The organism is Bacillus sp. V3B (genome assembly GCF_024494465.1).
Lineage (GTDB): Bacteria > Bacillota > Bacilli > Bacillales > Cytobacillaceae > Bacillus_BD.
In genome coordinates this window covers 1-15,979 of the sequence record NZ_JAETXM010000031.1, presented here as the reverse complement: position 1 = coordinate 15,979, position 15,979 = coordinate 1, and the positions used below count along the sequence as shown (strand labels likewise).

Annotated in this window: 19 protein-coding genes; 11 read left to right on the top strand and 8 right to left on the bottom strand. The window is 37.8% G+C overall.

The genetic code is table 11. The features are described 5' to 3' along the window. Positions 1–5: 5 nt before the first annotated feature. The 4 genes from JMM81_RS20215 to JMM81_RS20200 are packed head-to-tail and all read left to right on the top strand — an operon-like array spanning position 6 to position 3,733. On the top strand, positions 6–740 hold the full coding sequence (locus tag JMM81_RS20215; protein WP_256243348.1) for an ABC transporter ATP-binding protein: 735 nt from the start codon (positions 6–8) through the stop codon (positions 738–740). Positions 741–752: 12 nt separating this feature from the next. Beyond that, complete coding sequence (locus JMM81_RS20210) at positions 753–1,880, top strand: efflux RND transporter periplasmic adaptor subunit (RefSeq protein ID WP_256243347.1); 1,128 nt, start codon at positions 753–755, stop codon at positions 1,878–1,880. Next, the gene (locus JMM81_RS20205; RefSeq protein ID WP_256243346.1) at positions 1,873–2,553 is read left to right on the top strand and encodes an ABC transporter ATP-binding protein; all 681 of its coding nucleotides are present in this window, start codon (positions 1,873–1,875) and stop codon (positions 2,551–2,553) included. Before JMM81_RS20210 ends, JMM81_RS20205 begins: the two co-directional genes overlap by 8 nt. Next, complete coding sequence (locus JMM81_RS20200; RefSeq protein ID WP_256243345.1) at positions 2,543–3,733, top strand: ABC transporter permease; 1,191 nt, start codon at positions 2,543–2,545, stop codon at positions 3,731–3,733. The genes JMM81_RS20205 and JMM81_RS20200 overlap by 11 nt, the downstream gene beginning before the upstream one ends. Positions 3,734–4,013: 280 nt before the next feature. Here the strand turns inward: JMM81_RS20200 and JMM81_RS20195 are convergent, their stop codons facing one another. Then, the gene (locus tag JMM81_RS20195) at positions 4,014–4,202 is read right to left on the bottom strand and encodes a hypothetical protein (RefSeq protein ID WP_256243344.1); all 189 of its coding nucleotides are present in this window, start codon (positions 4,200–4,202) and stop codon (positions 4,014–4,016) included. A 2,030-nt stretch (positions 4,203–6,232) separates the two neighbouring features. Here JMM81_RS20195 and JMM81_RS20190 point away from each other — a divergent pair. After that, complete coding sequence (locus JMM81_RS20190; RefSeq protein WP_256243343.1) at positions 6,233–6,610, top strand: PilZ domain-containing protein; 378 nt, start codon at positions 6,233–6,235, stop codon at positions 6,608–6,610. 131 nt (positions 6,611–6,741) lie between these two features. Beyond that, complete coding sequence (locus JMM81_RS20185) at positions 6,742–6,915, top strand: hypothetical protein (RefSeq protein ID WP_256243342.1); 174 nt, start codon at positions 6,742–6,744, stop codon at positions 6,913–6,915. Between the two features lie 49 nt (positions 6,916–6,964). Here JMM81_RS20185 and JMM81_RS20180 read toward each other — a convergent pair whose 3' ends face one another. The 4 genes from JMM81_RS20180 to JMM81_RS20165 all read right to left on the bottom strand — a co-directional run bounded on the left by JMM81_RS20180 (position 6,965) and on the right by JMM81_RS20165 (position 8,226). Continuing rightward, positions 6,965–7,096, bottom strand: a complete 132-nt coding sequence (locus JMM81_RS20180) for a YvrJ family protein (protein ID WP_256243341.1) — start codon at positions 7,094–7,096, stop codon at positions 6,965–6,967. Between the two features lie 91 nt (positions 7,097–7,187). Continuing rightward, positions 7,188–7,406, bottom strand: coding sequence for a DUF2922 domain-containing protein (locus tag JMM81_RS20175; protein ID WP_256243340.1), 219 nt, complete (start codon positions 7,404–7,406; stop codon positions 7,188–7,190). Positions 7,407–7,440: 34 nt separating this feature from the next. Beyond that, complete coding sequence (locus JMM81_RS20170) at positions 7,441–7,659, bottom strand: DUF1659 domain-containing protein (protein ID WP_256243339.1); 219 nt, start codon at positions 7,657–7,659, stop codon at positions 7,441–7,443. A gap of 84 nt (positions 7,660–7,743) precedes the next feature. Further along, a complete protein-coding gene (locus JMM81_RS20165; RefSeq protein WP_256243338.1) occupies positions 7,744–8,226 on the bottom strand; it encodes a sigma-70 family RNA polymerase sigma factor in 483 nt (160 codons plus the stop codon). A 559-nt stretch (positions 8,227–8,785) separates the two neighbouring features. On the opposite strand from JMM81_RS20165, the gene JMM81_RS20160 reads away from it, so the two are divergent. Then, a complete protein-coding gene (locus tag JMM81_RS20160) occupies positions 8,786–9,262 on the top strand; it encodes a YsnF/AvaK domain-containing protein (RefSeq protein ID WP_256243337.1) in 477 nt (158 codons plus the stop codon). A 79-nt stretch (positions 9,263–9,341) separates the two neighbouring features. Continuing rightward, complete coding sequence (locus tag JMM81_RS20155) at positions 9,342–9,869, top strand: YsnF/AvaK domain-containing protein (protein WP_256243336.1); 528 nt, start codon at positions 9,342–9,344, stop codon at positions 9,867–9,869. Positions 9,870–10,059: 190 nt separating this feature from the next. Here the strand turns inward: JMM81_RS20155 and JMM81_RS20150 are convergent, their stop codons facing one another. Both JMM81_RS20150 and JMM81_RS20145 read right to left on the bottom strand, forming a co-directional pair. Further along, a complete protein-coding gene (locus tag JMM81_RS20150; RefSeq protein ID WP_256243335.1) occupies positions 10,060–11,319 on the bottom strand; it encodes a hypothetical protein in 1,260 nt (419 codons plus the stop codon). A gap of 39 nt (positions 11,320–11,358) precedes the next feature. Then, positions 11,359–12,324 (bottom strand): hypothetical protein, encoded by a 966-nt coding sequence (locus tag JMM81_RS20145; RefSeq protein WP_256243334.1) that lies wholly within the window; start codon positions 12,322–12,324, stop codon positions 11,359–11,361. A 525-nt stretch (positions 12,325–12,849) separates the two neighbouring features. On the opposite strand from JMM81_RS20145, the gene JMM81_RS20140 reads away from it, so the two are divergent. The 3 genes from JMM81_RS20140 to JMM81_RS20130 all read left to right on the top strand — a co-directional run bounded on the left by JMM81_RS20140 (position 12,850) and on the right by JMM81_RS20130 (position 15,548). Then, positions 12,850–13,632: a hypothetical protein gene (locus tag JMM81_RS20140; protein WP_256243333.1), complete on the top strand. Its 783-nt coding sequence runs from the start codon at positions 12,850–12,852 to the stop codon at positions 13,630–13,632. A 729-nt stretch (positions 13,633–14,361) separates the two neighbouring features. Next, positions 14,362–14,910 carry a CBO0543 family protein gene (locus tag JMM81_RS20135; RefSeq protein ID WP_256243332.1) on the top strand — a complete coding sequence of 183 codons (549 nt, stop codon included), beginning with the start codon at positions 14,362–14,364 and terminating at the stop codon, positions 14,908–14,910. 221 nt (positions 14,911–15,131) lie between these two features. Next, on the top strand, positions 15,132–15,548 hold the full coding sequence (locus JMM81_RS20130) for an OsmC family protein (RefSeq protein WP_256243370.1): 417 nt from the start codon (positions 15,132–15,134) through the stop codon (positions 15,546–15,548). Between the two features lie 121 nt (positions 15,549–15,669). Here JMM81_RS20130 and JMM81_RS20125 read toward each other — a convergent pair whose 3' ends face one another. After that, the gene (locus tag JMM81_RS20125) at positions 15,670–15,840 is read right to left on the bottom strand and encodes a hypothetical protein (protein WP_256243331.1); all 171 of its coding nucleotides are present in this window, start codon (positions 15,838–15,840) and stop codon (positions 15,670–15,672) included. Between the last annotated feature and the right edge of the window lie 139 nt (positions 15,841–15,979).

Here is a 15,979-nt window from a genome sequence, read left to right as displayed (position 1 = left end):
ATCCGATGTTAAATGTCTCAAACATATCCAAGTCATACGGTAGCATCCCTATTTTAAAAGAAATAAGCTTCAATATCTTTCGTGGTGAAATTTTGGGGTTACTAGGTCCGAATGGTGCCGGCAAAACGACTACCTTATCTATATTATCGGGACTAATAAAGCCAGATAAAGGTTGTGTAAGTTTAAATAATATCCAAGAGCCAAATGAATATAAATCACAGATGGGCTTTGTTTCAGATGGTTTAGATCCTTATGATTATTTAACAGGAAGAGAGTACGTAACCTTCATGGGAGAACTAAGGGGAGTGCTTTCCAATCAAATTGACCACTTTATATTTGACCTGTCTCATTTACTCTCTCTTGAAAGTAAAATCGATACCTTAATCAAAACCTATTCAAAAGGAATGCGCAAAAAAATAGCTCTAATGGGGGCTTTAGTGCATAACCCAGCACTGCTGATCCTAGATGAACCTTTTACAGGACTAGATCCGGACAGCATTAAATCAATTAAAGATTATTTGGAAATCTTTACGCAAAACGGAAACTCCATCATATTTAGCACTCATATCCTTGAAGTAGCTGAAAAGTTATGTGACAGACTATTAATCATTGAAAGTGGTAAATGTATTGCTTCAGGAAGCATTGAAGAATTAAGAAAACAAAACAGTAGTTTATCCGATAATACTCATAGTTTAGAAGAAGTCTTTCACTTCTTGACCCACACCAATAGAAATAATTAAGGAATGATTGGTTTGAAAAAGCAGACAAAAATAATGATTGTAGCACTAGGAATCACAGTCAGTATATTATTCACTTTTTTCTCATTTGAGAACAAAAATTCTGACCCCCTGACAGTAGATACCACTGCCCTTTCAACAAAAGAGATTATTAACACGGTTACACTTCCAGGCAGACTGTCTTTCTCCTCTGAACAACGAGTATTTTATAATGAATCAATTGGTACAATAAAAGAAGTTCATGTTAACGAAGGAGATGATATTAAAAAAGGAGATCCTTTAATAACATATGAGAACAAACAGTTATCTTTAGAAAAAGAACAACTTGAATTAACAATTCAAGAAAATTACTTGAGAATCAACCAAATCGAAAAGCAAATCGAAAACTATTATAAAAAACAAAAAGAATTGAAAAAAGAGAACGTAAGTACACTCCAAAAATTGCAAAGTCAAGAGGAACTGGATCAACTTCAAATGGCGAAACGAATTGAAAATATAGCGCTTAAAAGAAACCTCTTGAGTAAAGAAACAATAGAAGCGGATCTGAATCAACTAATTTTATCAAGTAATATGGATGGTCAAATAGTAACAGTGAACGACAATGATCCTTTATTACTAAATACAAATACACCTTTAATACATATCGTGGATACCGCTAATTATTATATTAAAGGACTCATTTCTGAATATGAAGTACTTAAAGTTCAGAAGGGCCAGCATGTAAATATCAAATCAGAAGTAGTAAGGGGAAGAACATGGAGTGGGACAGTGACAGACATCGGTTTATTCTCTGAAGAAAATAGCGAAGCATCTGGTCAAAACGGCTTGGTTTACTATCCTGTTACCGTTTCTATCAACGAGCCGAATATTAAAGCTAAACCAGGGTTCAACCTAGTAATGGATATTGAAACGAGCAAAGACACAGTGAACTCCCTTCCACTTGAAGCTGTAAAACAAGATGAAAGGAATCATTTCGTTTACGTAGTGCAGGACAATAAAGCAGTAAAGAGAGATGTACAGGTCGGAAAATTCAATGAAAAATATATTGAAATAGTAGAAGGCATTCAAAAAGAAGACCTTATTGTTATCAATCCGCCAAAAGACCTTCAAAAAGGTATGGAAGTGAAGTTGAAAAATGATTGAAATGAATAATGTAAGTAAATATTATTCCACCGGGAATGATTCAGTGCAGGTACTTAACGATGTTACCTTCCTTATCGAAGAGGGGGACTTTGTTTCTATAATGGGACCTTCAGGTTCAGGGAAATCTTCCATCATAAATATTATGGGATGCTTGGATAAACCTACAGAAGGTTCTTACATATTCCAAAACAGGAACACTTCTAATTTATCTGATCACGAGCTTGCCTTATTACGGAATAAATATATTGGATTTGTGTTTCAACACTTCCACCTCCTTCCCAGATTATCAGCCATCAGGAATGTAGAATTGCCGTTGGTTTACGCTGGCATCCCTTCAAAGCAACGTAAAGAAATGGCTATACATGCCCTTTATAGAGTGGGCTTGAAAGGATATGAACATAGACACCCAAACGAACTATCAGGAGGACAGAAGCAGCGAGTAGCTATTGCCAGGGCCATTGTAAACGACCCGATATTAATTCTTGCAGATGAACCAACTGGTTCTCTTGATTCTGTTACAAGCAAAACCATTATGAATATTTTCACAACATTAAATAATGAAGGGGTAACAATTGTAATAGTCACCCACGAAAAGGGTATATCCAGCTTTACTAATAGAGCCCTCAATGTTTTGGATGGAAGAATCCTAGGAGGAAACAGGAATGAAAGATAACTTTCGTATGGCTATTTCTTCAGTCCTAGAACATAAACTCCGTTCCCTGCTAACGATGCTCGGGATTATCATCGGAGTATCATCGGTAATCGTTATTGTGGCAATCGGTCAAGGCGGCGAAGCATTATTAAAATCTTCTTTTGCTGGAAGCAATAATTCGATTGAACTATTCTACCAGCCTCCAGAAGAGAAATTAATGCAGTCCACGGATATTTCCAATCCAGAAAAACATTTTAGCAAAAAAGATATAGAATTACTTGAAGGAATCAATGGAGTTAAAAATGTGATTGGTCTAAGCACTGACTTCAAAACGTTTAGGTACAAAAAGGATATATTTGAAGCGAATATCAGAGCCATTAACAAAAACTATCTTCAATTTGAGCCTATCCATGTTCAAGATGGCCGGCAGCTTTCAGATGCCGATTTCCTTGGAGGGAGACGAGTCGGAATTATCAGCCAGTCTTTAAAAGAAGAATATTTCAAAGACTTACCCACCATCGGCGAGTTCATTTGGATTGAAAACCAATTAATTGAAATCATTGGAGTTGAAGAAAAAGCAAATGATATGTTTTCGTTAGGCGTCACTGAGGTCATTCTACCTTTCACTACATATAGTTCCTTATTCGGAAACAACTACTACAATCAAGTAACCATTCAGACCAATTCCATAGACGATTTGGAAGACGTGGGGAAAAAATCCACTGACTTACTAAATAACTACCATAACAAAGAAGGTGCTTATCAAATCTTTAATATGAAAGAAATATCAGAAGGCATCAGCAAAGTCACCAGAATCATGACGGCCATCATAGGGAGTATCGCTTCCATTTCGTTGGTAGTTGGAGGAATAGGTGTCATGAATATCATGCTAGTGTCCGTTACTGAAAGAACGAGAGAAATAGGAATAAGAAAAGCTTTAGGGGCAACCCATTCCCAGATACTAACACAATTCCTAATTGAATCCATTACCATCACATTCATTGGAGGTACTCTGGGATTACTAATGGGAGCAGGTGTAGCCCTTTCCATTTCCCACTTCTTAAACTTGCCTACCTTGATCTCCTGGGAATCTATTTTGGGTGCATTGCTCCTTTCAATTACTGTTGGAGTTATTTTTGGGATTCTACCGGCAAATAAGGCAGCGAAACTTGAACCTATTGAGGCTTTGAGGTATGAGTAATTTTTCAATCCAGTACATAATTAAGTTGTATTACTGTTTAAGCAGTGAATAGACTGAACTGCACTTAGTCTCTTACCAGTTTCGCAGATTTCAGAAAAAACCCAAAGCAATTTCTACGTAGAATTGCTTTGGGTTCACCTCAATTAATTAGAAATATCATATCCATAATAATTTGGAGCGTTTCTGGCACGAATAACAAGATTTATTGTTTAGTATTCTACGAATCTCGATATATCTCGGGTGGTCACTGTGGAGCGCGCCTGCTTTAGTGGACATGGTCCTATCGATCATCACCAGGATGATCTGCACTTTCCAGAGAAGATTCTCTATAAACACGGTTATCAGGGTAAAAAAGTGCAACAAAGGTAATAACAGCAGCAATAATGGCCAGTATTTCAAACCCCATATAAAAAAGAAACAGCGCAATTAAGAAACCCCATCCACAAATGATCTTTCTTACCGTACTCAAAAAATACCTCCCTCCTACAAAAACAAAATTCATTATATTAACTATTCGTTCTTCTTACCTTTCATGTTTCCAAAGGATAAGTACTGTATCCATTATTTTTCTAAATTAAAATTGATCATCACATCTTCGTTCCACAAAATATTTTTTAATATAAAAAAAGAATACTGAGTTTAATCACCGTAAATAAATAGAATATTCTTTATTATTAAATAATTATAATGCCCAAATATATGCTATTTGTCAATATCATGATCAAGGGCCACAGGGATTAATTCCTGATCCGACACCAACCACAGAATAACAGCTGTCCAAGAAAAACGATATAATGGAAAATATTTGAATAAGAAGTGTAATAGGAATGTATTCCTATTCTGTGTTTCTGTTAAGTGTGAGATTGAGAATACTAGTTGATACCATCACCATCTATATTCCAGCATAATAGAAATAAGGAAAGATAATGGAAATATTCAAGAATGACAAGTTTTAAGTAGTTTACTTAAAGCATAATAGAAACCATAACCGATCAATATTTTAATTTTATTTTGAAAATAGAGAAGGGAAGGGAAAAGGTATGTTTTATCCAACAGTTTATGATAAGAGGTCTAATTTAATACACATGGTAAAGGATCGGGGGACTTGTGAATGTGGTTTTGCCTATAATGTTTTTCCGACTTTTATTCAAAGTGATTTTAAGAAGATTAAGTTTAAACCAGTAAATGCTATTACTTGTTCTAAATGTAAAACAGCTAATTAATTTCTTTTTTGCTTTGCCATGCAGTCTGAAAACTCGAATGAAGTAAAGGTTTTAAGTCGTACTATTCAGAGTTAAAGAGACCGCTCTACCGTATCAGGCCAGCGACCATAACCTTCTGAATAACCCATGAATTATCTACATATCATTTATCTTATTATTCCGAATACCATTTATTAAGAAGTACCTCTTAATTGGTACTTTTACATATTTTAGTATTGACACTCCACACAGCTAAAGCAGTGGGATTCTTACCCCAAAGCTGTTACGAATCGATTAGACGAATTGTGGTTGTGTGGTTTTCTTGGGTCGCCTTTCTCCTTTGAGAAAAGAAGGATGGATACGATACTTCCTGTATCCCCATCAAGCTCAAACTGGCTGCCCGCCAGCGAAAACGTTCAGTCCTTCGACCGAATTAGTATAAGTGTTTTATCGTCTTTCGCATAACGACACCTATTGTTTTACCAATAGCATGAATGAGGCTATCGAACCTTATACAATATCTAATTATCAAAGAACAAAAATGTTTTATAGACTTGGTTTTTGTCTATAAGCCTATTTTACCACTTCAGATGCTCGATGTACAGAACATACTTTCGATATTTATCTATACATCGCATTTGACCTCACTATCATCCCATGTCTAAAGACGGTCTGCGACCTGCATGGGCTTTCTCATTCGGAAGATCTGTAAACGGTGTTATGGATGATTGAAAGCATTCATTTTATACTCTTTAACTTTAAGCAGAATTATGTCTAATTGAATCGTTCTATTATTATTTCGGAAAATAACGGAGAATTTGGCTATGAAAAAAAACTCGTAATGATTTGTGTTTTGAAATTTAGATTTATCATTTTAGGCGAGAAGACTCCCACTTCAATTTTGTGAAGGGAAACGCCCAAAAATAAGTGGGAGATGAATCGTCTTTTGGCGTAGCGAAACATGTGTTTGTGTAATATACCTGTACAAGTTGTTCTTTGAAAACTGAAGATAGGAGGTTCTAGCAGGAAAAACGTCTGCTAGGTAAAATCTTCAACGTTCTTTCGTCCCACACGTACCGAAGTTGCTAATCCTTAGCTAAAGTAGGACGTGTGGCAAGTCAACGTACAAGTTTGCATGACCGGCAGGAGGCTAAATTAGTCGTTTGTACTGCTAACCGTCGATGCGACGGGGTTAGCCTGCTCAATATCTGTTCGATAGAACGGAGTTCGCAGGAATCCCCCACTTCAAATTTCGTCAGAAATTAAGTGGTGGGTAGTTCAAATAGGAGAAGTAACGATGAAGTATAAAAGAAACTCACCTTTTCGCTATACATTTGAAGAACCCATTCCTGCTTATTTTAAAATTGTAAAGATTAATGAAGAATCAGTACATTCCTCCAAAGGATTAGCGAAAATCATGAATATCAGTCCGAGTGGAGTAAAACTAAATTCAGCATTAAATATACCAGAAACAGACCACAAATCTATAAAGTTATCCCTTCGTTTTAACGTAAACGAAGAGGAATTCACCTTTATTGGAGAGATTGTGTGGAAGAAAGAGATGGCTATAACGAATGATTATGGAATTAAATTATTAGTAGAGGAAGACGAAGAACAAGTTTTAATTGAACAATTAAAACTTCATTCGAAAAATGCTACTGATAGTGATCAATGACTAATTATCAAAAACTTATCTATGACTAACGACTTTTCAAAATAATGCAGAATTCTACTAGATCATATGTCTTTTTGAGTTTTCATCAAGCAAAAAAATGAAGTTGTTTATTGGATGGAGAAAGAAACAAGATGAATGAGACAACGGAATTTTCTTTTGACCGGGTTATGATGGATGGAATACAAGTTTTCGGGGATGTCCCCGTGACGCAGACCATCAAAAACCACGAAGAAGCCAGCATGATCATTCATGCTGGCTTCTTCGTGGTTTTTACCCCTTCATCACACATTCAGGGTGTGCCCTAGATCGTACTACCCTATCTGATTACTAATTATCTGGATGGTGCCTGGCACCTTATAGCCGTTCGGGGAGACTTTGGATCGATTGTACGACGGCGTCTAGTTTGGCTTCTATTCGATAGAGCAAATAGAGCGTGACCACAATCGGGAAACCGACCTCACTTATGAAAGGAACAAACTGCTCCAAGCTTCACACCTCATTTCCTACTAGATCCTCAAGAAAAAGGGACTGCCTCCAACAAACAAGCAGCCCCTCGAATCCATTCATTCACCCTTCATTACACAAGCTCATACTCCGTTACATTACGCTCAACCACACGAGCTTCCTTCGCACCTACCAACGTCCCATAACTTCCACCAAAAACATTCGAAGCAATCACAGCATCCATCACCAGCTTCACCTCAATCGGATCCACCGGCTCCTTCGGATGATCCAGCGTCAGCCTAACCGTCTTCCCTAAATGATTCGTAAAATGCAACTCCATTGTCTTTGCCATAATCCTCATCCTCTCCTTTTCACATCAATCCTAATTAACCAATAATTTCATATAAATCATTTTTCTCCACACCGCTCATTGGATAAGCAGACAGTGAAGCAATTGCTTGCGCCACTTGATATAACTCAGTAGCCGTCGCCGTTTCAACCACATTCGAATACGTCTTCGTTTTGAAGACCGGCTCCCCCTTCTCATTCACTCCTGTTTCATAACTCACACGCAACTTTAAATCCTTTACCATCGCTTCTGCCATTTTTTCATCCTCTCCTTTCACTCTCTTTATAGAGAAAAACGAACCAAAAGTGCTCTATCTATTTTATTTTTTTCAAAAATCCGTTCAGCAAGGCCGATGTCGTACTAAACACTTCTTCATCGCTTCCCTCTCCCAACCTCTTACGGTAGACAACTTGATATTCTCCCCTTTCGCAATATCCGCATTCGTCCATCCCTCATAGAAATGCAGCAAAACCCATTTCTTCTGCAAATCGGTCAAATGAAGAAAATAGCACAATAGCGTTTCCTTCTCCAACAAACTTGTCTCACATTCTAATTGATCCCAATACTCCTCACTCGGATAAAACACCCGATCATCCCATTTCGTTTCATTCTGTAAAAACATCAGCAGCCTTCCTCTGATCACAGAATAAGCATACGTCGAAAATTTCACTCCTTTTTGTTCATCAAATTTCTCACTCGCTTCCCAAAGAGCCAAAAGTCCAACTTGGTAAAACTCATCCTGATTTTTATACACATTCAAGGAACGGATAATCGAGTGAATCATATTTGAATGCTGCGCGACCAATTGTTCAAACTCTTCCATGCTAGAACGCCTTCCTCAAGCGGTGCACCTTTGTTGTATTCCCGGGTTCCTTTACGATAACGGGAAAGAAGCACACTTACGAACCTTGAAAAATGCAGTTTTCTAGCTAAAAATAATGTTCTTCTAGCCTTCTACAGTGACTTGCTAGAGAGAACTGAACCCATTCTGATCACAAATGGAAAAAAGACCATCTTTTTAGCAGATAGCTAAAAATCTTCCCACCCTTGAAAAAAATCACAATATTCTAATTTTTTGCAAACCCCCACCATTTGATAGAGCACTTTTTGGTATTTTTAGAACTTTTTCCCGATAAAAAAATGAAAGGGTGGTGCAAAAAGATGAATGTAAAATCAGGCACAATGCATCAATTTGAATTGAATCACCATATGAAAATGTGGGTAGTAGACGATAAACGTAAATTTTCGAGGGGAGACATCATCGGCTTAATTAGCAAAGCCTTTTTTAGAAACAGATATCAAAATCCAAACACATATTTTCGCTCACATAGGTAACATTACTAGTTGTACGATCCAAACACATTCCTTAGGAGGTTTTCAGCATGGGCTTTTTTGATTTATTTACCGAGGAAGAAACTCAAAAGGAAACTCAAAAAAAGGTACGTGAAGTAGATCGCACTGCCGATACAGAATTTGCAGCAGAAGTCGGACATCTTGATCTGCGTGAGGAAGAATTGGACATCGACAAACACCGGGTGGAGACAGGTGATGTGACGCTTCATAAGGATATTGTTGAGGAAGAACAATCAGTGAATGTCCCTGTTTCACATGATCAGGTCGTCATTGAACAAAGATCCATTGATCACGAACCAACAGATGAACCCATTACAGAAGAAGAAACGGTTCAGATTCCAGTAACTGCTGAAAAGGTTGATGTAGACAAGCATACGGTCGTTACTGGTGAAGTCTCCGCTCATAAACGTTCAGTTCAAGAAACAGAACAAGTACGCGACGTACTTCGTAAAGAAGTTGCAGATGTTGAATCGCATGGTACTACAGATCTTATTAAAGAGGACTAATTGTTCGCACCTACTTAACTTTTAGTTAAGTAGGTTTCTTTCCATCCTGTTTACTTGAAAAATAACTTCAGGAGGTCCTATGGGAAAATATATTATTGTTGGTGCAATAATCGGTAGCATAATCGGTTGGGTAACAGGTTTTACATTCGTAACAGGACTCGTTTTAGGAGCAATCATTGCCGGTATTATTTATACAATAAATGCGAGAAGAAACATTGACCGATCTTCTGAAAAAACAAATGGAAATAAAGAACAAACGCTTCAATTACGAGAAGAACAGCTGGACATAAAAAAAGAACGAGTACAAACAGGTGAGGTAAAGATTCATAAAGAAGTCGTCGAAGAACAGAAAACATTCACGGTTCCGATTAAGCGTGAAGAAATGGTAATAGAAGAAGGAGATGAGGAGGAACTTCGAATTACTCTGAAAGAGGAAGAAGTTGAAATAAACAAACACCCTGTGCAAGTGAATGAAGTATCGGTTACAAAACGTCAAATAGAAGAAATGAAACAAATAAAGGAAAAACTAAAAAAAGAAACAGCACACGTTGATGTTTCAGGTGATGCCGATGTCATAAAAAAGCCGCCATCTGAAACGAAGGACTGAACCACTTTCCGCCATATTCAGGTGATGACAGGTGACCTCTCACGGGAACGGTTCTCTCACTTCCAAAAGACTGAATTAGCGAGAGAACAGTCCCTTTGCTCCCAGTGCTTCATTCACTCATAAACGCCACTGGCATCATTTGGTAAAAAAACCGAAGGAAATTTCCCTCGGTTTCTTTTGGTAAAGTAAATTATTCTTTTGTAGTAGCTCCAACACTAATTTCTTCAGTTGCTTCTTCAGTTAATTCTCCGCCAGCTAGCAAAGCAGAATTTACTGCCGCATGTGCTTTTGCATTTTCACTTGCATTTACACTCGCTTGAGATTTTGCTTTGTTCACTGCAGATGGGTTTACTACTGTAACTTCAACTGAGCCTTCTTCAGTTGCTTCTTCAGTTGTTCCTTCAGTTGCTTCTTCAGTTACTTCTTCAGTTACTTCTTCAGTTGCTTCTTCAGTTGCTTCTTCAGTTGCTTCTTCAGTTGCTTCTTCAGTTGCTTCTTCAGTCACTTCTTCAGTTGCTTCTTCAGTCACTTCTTCAGTTGCTTCTTCAGTTGCTTCTTCAGTTAATTCTCCGCCAGCTAGTACGGCAGAATTTGCTGCTGCATGTGCTTTTGCATTTTCACTTGCATTTACACTCGCTTGAGATTTTGCTTTATTCGCTGCAGATGGATTTACTTTTGTATCTTTCTCTGCATCTTCTTCAGAAGATTCCTCTTCTTCGTCGTCTTCTGATTTTATTACTGCATCTGAATTAGGAATGACTTTATCAGAATTTGACTCTTCTTCACTATCTTCACTATCTTCAGTTCTTACAGCTGAATCTGAATCAAGGTCTGTATTGTCTTCATCTTCTGTAGCAGTCTCTTCATCTTCTTCAGTTTTTACCGTTACATCGCTCTCAAGATCAGTTGTTTCTTCAGAATCAGTAGCTTCTGTTTCTGTTGTTTCCTTTTCAGGATTAACAATTTCTTCTGGCACCGACTCCTGAACCGAAGCTTCTTCCGTAATTACTTCTTCTTCAGCTTGGTCAACCTTACCATGAACAGCTGAATTTGGGGCAGCATGCATTTTTGCAGTCTCGCTTGCATGCACACTTGCTTGTGATTGGTTAGCTTTCTCTGCTTTAGGCTTCACTGTTGCTTTAGCTTCTGCTTTAACTTCTGCTTTAACTTCTGCTTTAACTTCTGCTTTAACTTCTGCTTTAGCTTCTGCTTTAACTTCTGCTTTAGCTTGAACCTGAACCTTTACTTCTGGTGTAGCAGGAACTGCAGGCTTCACTTTAACCTCAGATTTTACGCTATTGGCACCTTTTACTTGAATAGTTTGTTCTGTTTTTTCCTTATCAGGGCCTGCAGCCTCAGTAAAATGGCCTCCAGCAAAAACCCCCATTGATAATGCTCCAGCAAGTACAAAAGATTTAGCAACTTTATTTGTGTTAAGGTAATGTTTCATTTTTAAATTCGCTCCCTTTATTATCATTTACCGTGGCTTTTAGCTGCGGGTTACGGTTTCTAATAAAGGAGCTTCCTGTGGCGGTGGTGAAGGTGGAGCATTCACCCATTGATTATTCAACCATGTATGCCGAGAAAGATAAGGTTGGACAAATTGGATTTCATAGTATGGATTCCATACAAACCATTTATCTAGAAAACTTATGGTGCTTAATCCCTGACTGACTCGATCATTCGATTGTCCCCCATGACCGCTCGTCCGCTGTGTTGGATTCAGCACCTGACTGACCTTTGGAATCTCTTCCTCACCTAATGGGACATCACCCTTTTCTTGCGGCGCCTCCACAAGGGAGTCAGAACGATTTTCTTTTTTGGCCACCGATAAGTGTATATCCTCCCCTTGAGGTTCAAATCTTACCGATTGGACTTGTTTTTTCACTTCTTTTTCAGAATTATGTAAGGAATCTAAAGTAGACTCTCCAGACCCACTTTCAGGAGTCGGCGTGTTCTTTCCTAACTCAGCAGCTGACCCTTTTTCAGATACGCGATCCTTAACAGCCTTCACCTTTTTATTTAAGGTAGACTGCACGTTACCTTTTGCCTGATCTGGTAAATTTTGCGATGCTGCAGCTGGTACTTTTTCAGGTTTGCGATCTTTAATGGTCTTCTCATTCTTATTTAAAATAGACTGCACGTTACCTTTTGCCTGATCCGGTAAATTTTGTGATGCTGCAGCTGGCTTGTTAGTAGAAACTTCAGCTGGATACTGTTTTACCTCACCTTGATTTTTCATAGCGGGATCAGGTACCACCACAGCCTTTTCCGTGGCCGGAACGTTAGGTTTTACAGCTGCTTTATCAATTCCTACTGAAGGATTAACGTGTCCAGAAGCTTTTTGAGAATCCTGCTGTCCACTAAGTTCGTTCTTCTCAGCAAAAGCATTGTCTGGTAAAAACATGACCGCTCCAACCATAAGACCTAATATAAGTAAATGACGAAATTGCAAGATATTATCACCTCCTTTCCTAATCGTAAACTTCATGGATAGTATTCGGGTGATTTTGTCGTTTTTTGTCTGTTCACTACACTTTATGAAAGAAACGATTCTTTTTACCTAAACTCACATCCTTCTTGGGTGCCAGGAACCATCCAAATAATTGGGAAAATTGATATGATATGCAGTGCATTGTTAAACAGGGGGACAGTTCTCTCTCTTCAAAAAAATAGACCTACAGAGATGATTCTCCGTAGGTCTATAGCAGCAAAAGAACCGTCCCCTTCCTTTCCTTTGCTTACTTATTATCCTTGTCTTTGTCATCAACTTGTTGCTTTTTTTCTGCCTTTTTAGCTTCTTTTTGATCCTTTTTCTTTTGTTTATTAGCAACTTCTGTAGTTTCCTAGGCTACTTTCGAGGCGTGCCTGGCACTAACCCTTGGCAGCGTTCACAAATTTGTTACAAATCTCCCCCATTTGATAGAGCACTTTTCAGCCCCCTTTCCCTATAAAAGAAATGAAAGGGTGGTGCAAAAACATGAATTTAAAATCAGGCACAATACATCAATTTGAATCGTTTTCTCAATTCGTCTCTCTTAAGGAATTTAATCACCATATGGAAATGTGGTTAGTAGACTATAAGCGTGAATTTTCGAAGGGGGAAATCATCGGCTTAAAACGATTGGTTCGTTTCTCAGCAAAAATCCCTGGCGTCTGTAATGCCAAAATTGGAACCGTCTTAAAAGCGATCCATGAAGAATACAAGGACAATGGAATTTCCCGCTCTACCTTTAAGCGAATGATCTTAAAAGCAAAGACCCTTGGCATCATCACTATCCATGAAACAGAAAGAAAAAATGGATCACAATCAAGCAACTTGTATGTCTTTAATCGTTTCCCCCAAAATGAACTACCTAAGCAAAGGAAATTGGACCACCCTAATAAAGCTATTAACCTTTCTAAAACTACTCAACAAGATTTAAATAAACGTAGCAAAGAAACGACAGAATTGGATCACACCTTTACAAGTGATAAGGTTCCACAAGATTTTGTCCAAGCAGTCAAATCCTTTTTTCCTGAAGCAAAGACGATTGAGGAGTACTGGAGAATGACCGTCATCGCTGCATATCGTAATAATCGCGAAAAGAACAAAAGCCAAGTGCTATCAACCGCGATTCATGCCTTCAAGCAGATGATCAACAAACTGAAATCACAAAGAATACGAAAGCCGATCTCGTATTATTACGGCGTGTTGAATAAGAAGTTTACCGACCTCTATTTTGAAGAGTTATTTGAGATGGGGTTCACTTATGATGCCTAACGAATAGGATAACAGGATGTGCCAAGTACCCACTCGGCAGCTTTATGTTGTTTATGTCCGCTGCACAGACCTTTTTGAAACCTGAGACAGGTCAAAATAACCACAAAAAGGAGAAGGATTGTCTCCGACCTATCTTCCTGTAAAAATAGTGATCTCTACTCATTTCGATACCTTGTAAATACTACAAAAAAGTACCTACTCAATCTGTTCGCAATAGAACAGATTGAGTAGGCATTTTAAATAATTATGAACAGATTTAAACACATTTAGACAAACTGTTTTTCGGCCCCACAAGTGGCTGCATCATATTTCATTTATTTTTTTACAAACCAGCTTTATCCATATCTTAACACACTCGCTTCGTCACAGCCCAATGGCTATAGACTATTGGTTCTGAACCCGATTTCATGGACCTCCCTCAACATGCCTCTTAGGAGACCGCTTCGTGAAACATTCTGTGAAACAAGAGGTTCCGGGTGGTCACACTAATAAATAATGTAGCTTGTATTGAACAACCGAGGAGCTATACATATGTAAAAATTCAGCATCCTTTGAAGCACTTTTTATTTAGATCATTGATCACGCGAATAATTTTTATCAAACGGTAATGCTCTTTCCCTTCTTCAAGTAACACGGCAGAACAATTTAATAAAGCTGTTTTGTTTCAAACTTAATTGTAAATGATAGGATGAAAGGACTATGATTTTAAAAAGGAAGTGACTGTTTAAAATGAATGAAACTCTGCAAGAACAAACCGAAAAAACTTATAACCTTATCGTTCAAGCGAATAATCAAATACTTGAAATTTGGAAGAATGATGTTCTTTACACTTGGCAGTGGTGGCTTGGGATAGGACTAACTATTATCCCTTGGCTATTATGGATTAAATATAGAAAAAAGGACAGTACCCTTCGATTATTAAGTGCAGGTTTTTTTGTCATTATTATATCTTCTTGGTTAGACTGTTTAGGGGTTGTATTAGGATTATGGTATTACTTATATGAAGTTTTGCCATTTATTCCATCCTATTTCCCGTGGGACTTTTCCCTTTTGCCAGTCATTATTATGGCTTTCATTCAAATTAAGCCTACTACACATCCACTGATTAAAGGAATTATCTTTTCTGGAATATCCTCTTTTCTCGCGGAACCTTTTTTTATATGGCTTGGATTATATCATTCATTAAACTGGGAACATATTTATTCATTTCCGATATATATCGTTATTTATTTAATTGCAGACTATATTAGCAAGAGAAAAACATGGAATAAAGTTTAACCTTTTCTTCAAGTAACGGGTTGCGTTGGTTGAATGATCCGGTTCTTTTTGACCAGAATAATTAAGTCTGCGTCACTAGTGACGCAGACCATTCGCACGAACAAAACTAATCATTATTTTATATTTACACAATATATTTCATGAAATATTATTATGTTATACGATATATTTTAATACATAGGGGCGCCCCTGTGACGGAGACAAAAGGATGGGATGAATGGATGGAAACAACATTAAAATGGTCAGGAAATGTAGCCTTTTCAGAGGTTACTTCCTCTGGACACGAAATAAAAATAGATGGTACTGAAGACATCGGCGGACAGAATGCTGGTACAAAGCCAATGGAGCTGCTTTTACAAGCAGTTGCAGGTTGTACGGGAATTAATGTTATTTGGATTTTGAAAAGAATGCGTTTAGAACCAATCTCTTTTCATATGGAATTAAAAGGTGATCGTGCTGAAGAACCTCCAAAGCCTTTTACAAACATTCATATTCATTATGTACTCGAAGGAGAACTGCCTGAACAAAAGGTAGCACGCGCCATTGCGTTAGCAAATGATAAATATTGTTCCGTTACTCATTCATTAAATGCAAAAATTACAGTAAGTTATTCGATTAATGGCATTACAGGAAAGTAAAATAGATAAACCATTCTTAGAAATGAATAGGCAACTTCTTGTCCCATTTCGAACAAGAAGTTGCCAGCAGGGGGACGGTTCGCGCGCTTCCTTCGGGTGGTCACTGTGACGCAGAACCAGGCTACTTTTGCTTCTGCTGCTTACTGATTATTTCATTTCTCTCGCCTCCATCAGACAGCTCTTCTGAGAACTCTTCACTTTGTATTTTCTCCTTGCCGACAAGCTTTGAGGTTCGGATAGTTGCAGCTGAAAGGTTATTGTTTGGAGCGCTTTGTTCATTCCAATCACCCATTTATATCACCCTCCTTTTTCTTTATTATCTGTTTAACGACCTAAAGTAACCAATTTTCCATTTCCTTTTTCATCCATATCTGATTGTTTTTCTTGTTCCACCAAACGCTTTTTTATCTTCAGTGAATGTCTGATGATAT

What these genes read in the sequence shown, in the direction of transcription:
- JMM81_RS20215 (WP_256243348.1), top strand. Translation starts at nt 6, where the DNA reads ATGTTAAATGTCTCAAACATATCCAAGTCATACGGTAGCATCCCTATT.
- JMM81_RS20205 (WP_256243346.1), top strand. Translation starts at nt 1,873, where the DNA reads ATGATTGAAATGAATAATGTAAGTAAATATTATTCCACCGGGAATGAT.
- JMM81_RS20200 (WP_256243345.1), top strand. Translation starts at nt 2,543, where the DNA reads ATGAAAGATAACTTTCGTATGGCTATTTCTTCAGTCCTAGAACATAAA.
- JMM81_RS20190 (WP_256243343.1), top strand. Translation starts at nt 6,233, where the DNA reads ATGAAGTATAAAAGAAACTCACCTTTTCGCTATACATTTGAAGAACCC.
- JMM81_RS20185 (WP_256243342.1), top strand. Translation starts at nt 6,742, where the DNA reads ATGAATGAGACAACGGAATTTTCTTTTGACCGGGTTATGATGGATGGA.
- JMM81_RS20175 (WP_256243340.1), bottom strand. Translation starts at nt 7,406, where the DNA reads ATGGCAAAGACAATGGAGTTGCATTTTACGAATCATTTAGGGAAGACG.
- JMM81_RS20170 (WP_256243339.1), bottom strand. Translation starts at nt 7,659, where the DNA reads ATGGCAGAAGCGATGGTAAAGGATTTAAAGTTGCGTGTGAGTTATGAA.
- JMM81_RS20165 (WP_256243338.1), bottom strand. Translation starts at nt 8,226, where the DNA reads ATGGAAGAGTTTGAACAATTGGTCGCGCAGCATTCAAATATGATTCAC.
- JMM81_RS20160 (WP_256243337.1), top strand. Translation starts at nt 8,786, where the DNA reads ATGGGCTTTTTTGATTTATTTACCGAGGAAGAAACTCAAAAGGAAACT.
- JMM81_RS20155 (WP_256243336.1), top strand. Translation starts at nt 9,342, where the DNA reads ATGGGAAAATATATTATTGTTGGTGCAATAATCGGTAGCATAATCGGT.
- JMM81_RS20150 (WP_256243335.1), bottom strand. Translation starts at nt 11,319, where the DNA reads ATGAAACATTACCTTAACACAAATAAAGTTGCTAAATCTTTTGTACTT.
- JMM81_RS20140 (WP_256243333.1), top strand. Translation starts at nt 12,850, where the DNA reads ATGAATTTAAAATCAGGCACAATACATCAATTTGAATCGTTTTCTCAA.
- JMM81_RS20135 (WP_256243332.1), top strand. Translation starts at nt 14,362, where the DNA reads ATGAATGAAACTCTGCAAGAACAAACCGAAAAAACTTATAACCTTATC.
- JMM81_RS20130 (WP_256243370.1), top strand. Translation starts at nt 15,132, where the DNA reads ATGGAAACAACATTAAAATGGTCAGGAAATGTAGCCTTTTCAGAGGTT.
- JMM81_RS20125 (WP_256243331.1), bottom strand. Translation starts at nt 15,840, where the DNA reads ATGGGTGATTGGAATGAACAAAGCGCTCCAAACAATAACCTTTCAGCT.